This is a genomic window from Bacillota bacterium, from assembly GCA_012837285.1.
Lineage (GTDB): Bacteria > Bacillota > DTU030 > DUMP01 > DUMP01 > DUNI01.
The window spans coordinates 1-4834 of record DURJ01000011.1; the positions used below are offsets into that span (position 1 = coordinate 1).

Genomic DNA, 4834 nt, shown 5'->3' on the forward strand with positions numbered 1-4834 from the left:
AGAATAGCAAACCCACCTATCAGCCAATACGATTTTCTTTTATAATTCATCTTTATACTCCTTTCCAATTTAATACAGTTGACTTCATGTTATATAAATAATCTCTGCTACACATTCTTCTACATACGTGCCATAATATATGTTCGATGTTTTATGCAAAACGAAAAAAGGCGGGGCCGTCCACCATTTACCGTCTGGCTCAGCCCGTCCCACCTGAAGATTAGGAATCACGCAAGCGCTTGGCTATATCGCTGGCACTATACAAAACGCTTGTAACGATTACGCGTTCTTCTCTTATATGGAAAAACACAGAATAACTATCGACAGGCATTTGCCTTAGTCCCAGTGTACGCTCTTCGTCAGTCCCCATTAACTTCACACGTTCCAGGAATATATCAAGACTTTCGATTGCGTCAGCCATTCTGTTATACTGTCCCATAGCCGCCTCCGGTGCCTGTAGCTGCTCTGCGATATAACTATAAATTTGCTCCATATCAAAAAGCGCTTTGTCTGTAATCTGCACCCTATACTTCTTCATGCGTGCGTCTCCCGAAATCTCTTAAAGGCAGCAGATGCATCTTGCACATTGCCTTTTTCGATATCGTTATATCCTTCTTGTAACTTCGCATGAATTTCGTCCGCTGCCATTAAATCGGCGTTTATAGAAACCGGTGCCTTCGGCAGTGTTACAGCAAAAGGTATTCCGCCGGTCAGTGAAATCTGTTTCAGATAAATATCTATCGCTGTGGACATAGGCATGCCAAGCTGTGAAAGAACTTCTTCAGCCCTTCTTTTTACGTCAGGATTAACTCTCAGATTTAAAGTCGTAGTTTTTTGCATATCAATCATCCCCCTCTGATTACATTGTAACGTCTTTGTCGTTACGTTTCGATAGAGAGGTCTGGGCTGCTATAAACTTCCTAAACAATTTGTATTTATCGAGCTAAAATCAAGTTGGAAGGCCTTCATTTTATGTCACCCCTTATAAAAAGTGTTCACCTATGATATTTTTCTTTGCTGGTTGTAAAGACGAATATTATGGCTGTAATTACCCAATATATTGGAATGTCATTGTACGGTAGGTATCCTAGATAAATGACATCGAAATACGGCAAAAGTCCCCATACATACACAAAAACTAATTGTGAAATAACAAAACCCTTTGGTATAAACCTAGTAAAACAATGCATTATGCTATAAACAATCGGTATCCAAAACATCAAAAGAACCTGACTAATAAGTAAATCAGACAAGCAAACAAACGAATATCGCTGCTAAAACGTGGGCTGTGTGGTTGAAGGTTTCTGTTATTTTAATCCCTCCTGTTTACGTCGGTCAAAGTTGTTGTCTTGTAGCCACTCGCGATAACTATACGGCAGCTCTTTGTCAGGACGCTTTTGGGTGGCGGCAAGGAGCTGCTGCTGTGTTAACGGCTGGAAAGAATCGGCCCTAATTTCTATATCATACATCCCATTTCGGTCGGCATATATTAGTTGGATTCCGGTAATGTTAAAATTGTCCCCCATAAGGGTAATGGAGTCTATAGCAATTTTAGCCGGCATATCGTGGCTTTCGCTGTCGGATAGATTATCAGTATTATAAACCCCTAAAAGATAAAGTCGCTCTGCTTTTATAGCATAATCATCTGCATTTACCGTCGACCAAACCATGATATGTTCAGGAAAAGTTAAATTGTCCGGAAATTGGCTCATAATCCCCTTGTAAATTTCTCGAACCTTAGCATTTAGCCGTATATTAGCCGCTTCATCATGAATGGTATTGTTTTGCAATCGATAGCTCAAAACGGAATCGTCGTTAAAACTGCATACATATCTTCCGTTATACCAATCAAACTGAGCTTTGACAGGGTCGGTCCTTTGCATTTGGGTATTGGCATACGCAGCTAGCTTATTTCCCGCTATTATCTTCCCAAGGAATGGGCAAAATCCAATTCGATAAAAAACCGATGCGACTACAGCCACAGCTACAACTGCCACAACAAAACCAATTATTCGGCCCCACTGCTTGTTTTCCTGTTTCATAGACTGGGTCTCCCTTCTCCCAACAAGATTTCAAATTATCGTCCTGCGGATTATATAAACAGTTCTTACACCCGCGCTTCCTTACTAAATACACGGGAGCTTTCCCTTTTGGACTGCCATGGAGTACGACCGCCCCATTCTTCCCTAGAACCAATATACGCTGAGCCATTCGGGATAATAATTCCCATAAAAGCCAGGGCTTCCTCTTAGACCGCGCAAAATTTCCACTTGCTGTTCTGGCGCATCTAGTGGTTGAAGGTAAAGAGACCCTTGATCAAAACGTTCTAATCTCAGAAACATCATCTTCTCTCCAGATGGCGATGGGCTGGAATGATAGTCTGCTGTGGCGGCTGGACCAGCAGTAAGGGCTATGGCTTGCCCATCCGGTGACCATTTGAGACCAATAAAAGCCCACGGATATAGGCCCTTTGGATCAACGGGTTCCTCGTCTACAAAGGTATAAAGCGCGCTTCTTTGTCCGGCCAGGTTTACCTGCTCCAGCGTAGGCGGCTGTTCCTTGGTGCGCGGAAAAGAAACGGCTAGGCTTTCCCCGACCATAAAGGGTCATCATAGATGGGCTCAGTATCCACCTGCTTAGTTTCACTGCCATCGGCCCGTGCTGCCCATAAGTGAGTTAGTGCATCCTCGCCTTCGCCAGTATGTTTATAGGCTAGCCATGCGCCATCTGCTGACCAACCTATCAGTTCGGCCAAGCCAGAGTCAGTAAGCTGTTTGGGCTTGGCATCAGCATTTGGTTCCCGCCCGTCCAGCAGCCACAATTCCCCTTGATCGGTGTAGGCCACCATTGCGTTGCCAGACTGTTTCAGCTAAAGGTAAGTTAGTGCAAAAGGGTGTCTGTTTAACGCCAACTATGCGCATAGATCACATAATATGAATAACGCGACGTTCAAACAACTCGAAAAGTGATGCTCATAGTAAGTATTAGTCAATTTTAGGGATCTTGTTTGTTTCGGAAATAGATGTAGCTTTAGTATCGCTATGCCATGTAAAGTGTTTCATATACAATTTATAGTTCATCAGATGTAGCGATAACTGTATGGTCTGTAAGCATGATAGCAAATTTTGTCATGCTATCATTAATTAACAAGTAAGGAACAAGCCCCATATCTTCTGCCAATTTAATGCTGCCTTTATAAAAATATCCTATACGTTGTGTGTTATCTTCACCATTCCATGTAATATATGCTTGTAAGCCACTCCTATCTGTTTTTTCGGCATATGGAATTAAAAATTCCCCAACAAATCCTTCTTTTCTTCTAAATAGATAGTTGCTTTTTTCACCATTAATCACCAGTATCGCCTGACTGACCGCAACACCATTCTCATAGATGTTAGCATTTATCTTCTGATTTATGTTTTTGTTGAAAGGGATTTTATCAATAATCCATATACCTATCGACAACAGAATGACAATAATAATGATAGTTTTTAACTTCTGTTTCATCTAACACCCTCCCTCGATAAAACATAAATAATCTTTACATCACGTTGTACTACTTGTGTGCAACAGCTAACGTTGACCCAGCGGATTACATCTCCTTCATAGTCTTTTCGGGTTTTTTTGTTGACATAGGGCCCCGAGATATGTTTCAATTATCCGAAGCAGCCAAATTATGGCTAGAGCTTAATTGACGAATATTATTATGCGTGTTATCATATAATTAATAAGAGGAGTTGCCGCTTTTGGCTAGGCGGCTAGTCCTAAATCGTGCTAGACCGCCTTATGCAGGCGGTCTTGTTATTTTCTGCGTATCAAACACAGGGAAATAACCCCTAGGATTACCAAACAGAAACTAAAAAGTCCTGTCCATGTAATCATAGGCATCACCTCCCCTCACGGGAAAGTGACTAACCGCCAAACGGCAACTCTTATGTAATTGTAGCATATTTCTGCATATGTTTACATATCTGTTTCCATTCCGTCAGGGTTGACGCACAAAATCCCTTCAAGCTAATTTATCCAATATTCATACGGCGGCAAGCGCTGGTGGGAGATCTTTTTTAATATGGCCAGGGCTTCTTCTCTATTAATAGCGGGGGCAACAATACATTTACCATCCTTGGTACTCCAACTACCGCCTCTGCCCCCATCAGGGGATTTGTAGGGTTTATAGACTGTGACAACAAATTGGTTGAACAAGGGTGTCGTGTAAATATGCCCGAAAATAATAGATTCACCCCACGGGCCATAATTAAGGGAATGGCTTCCTTTTGTAAGCCTCAAAGCCGGAAGGCCTTTTCCCTGTGCTAACTCGTTATTCATAGTTAAGTACAACGGGTGACAATCTTTCTCCATCGTCGGGGTTGACCGATGGCAGAAAAGAGAGGTGTAGCTTTCCCCTGTAGGGGTCGACGACTCTGTCGATATAAAGAAGGCTCATTAGCTCAACTATAAACTAAGTTTATCAGTCTTGTCCTTTTTTGAATAAGCCAATCAAGGTTGCAATTACACCAATTGGAAATCCATAAGCTCCTAGTACAGGTAAAACCTCAAGTACCCCATCCATAAGCCAGACTTCATTCATCAGATATAGACAAGTAAGGCAGACTAATAATCCAATTACTGTTGTTTTTGATGTTTTCATGATTACCTCCGCAAATTTATCATTTTTATCGAGATTATATAAGTAACTGTTACTTCACCTAAATCTACTGGTGTGCCATAACCTATAACCATTAATGCTTTATGAAAAAAAGAGTGTTTAACCGAGCCATCTGTGCCATCCGTCCATTTAGCTTTTTCGGCTCTTATGTCACCCCTCTTTTAGGCA

Annotated in this window: 7 protein-coding genes; all 7 read right to left on the bottom strand. The window is 41.7% G+C overall.

The features are described 5' to 3' along the window. Positions 1-220: 220 nt before the first annotated feature. The 7 genes from GX016_00735 to GX016_00765 all read right to left on the bottom strand — a co-directional run bounded on the left by GX016_00735 (position 221) and on the right by GX016_00765 (position 4648). On the bottom strand, positions 221-538 hold the full coding sequence (locus GX016_00735; protein ID HHT70087.1) for a type II toxin-antitoxin system RelE/ParE family toxin: 318 nt from the start codon (positions 536-538) through the stop codon (positions 221-223). Further along, a complete protein-coding gene (locus tag GX016_00740) occupies positions 535-840 on the bottom strand; it encodes a type II toxin-antitoxin system RelB/DinJ family antitoxin (GenBank protein HHT70088.1) in 306 nt (101 codons plus the stop codon). The genes GX016_00735 and GX016_00740 overlap by 4 nt, the downstream gene beginning before the upstream one ends. Positions 841-1307: 467 nt before the next feature. Continuing rightward, positions 1308-2042, bottom strand: a complete 735-nt coding sequence (locus tag GX016_00745) for a hypothetical protein (protein ID HHT70089.1) — start codon at positions 2040-2042, stop codon at positions 1308-1310. A gap of 144 nt (positions 2043-2186) precedes the next feature. Then, entirely contained in the window at positions 2187-2600 is a 414-nt protein-coding gene (locus GX016_00750; GenBank protein ID HHT70090.1) for a hypothetical protein, read from the bottom strand. Then, positions 2582-2848 (bottom strand): hypothetical protein, encoded by a 267-nt coding sequence (locus GX016_00755; protein HHT70091.1) that lies wholly within the window; start codon positions 2846-2848, stop codon positions 2582-2584. The genes GX016_00750 and GX016_00755 overlap by 19 nt, the downstream gene beginning before the upstream one ends. A gap of 221 nt (positions 2849-3069) precedes the next feature. Next, positions 3070-3507 (bottom strand): hypothetical protein, encoded by a 438-nt coding sequence (locus GX016_00760; GenBank protein ID HHT70092.1) that lies wholly within the window; start codon positions 3505-3507, stop codon positions 3070-3072. A 961-nt stretch (positions 3508-4468) separates the two neighbouring features. Then, on the bottom strand, positions 4469-4648 hold the full coding sequence (locus GX016_00765) for a hypothetical protein (GenBank protein HHT70093.1): 180 nt from the start codon (positions 4646-4648) through the stop codon (positions 4469-4471). Positions 4649-4834: the final 186 nt, after the last annotated feature.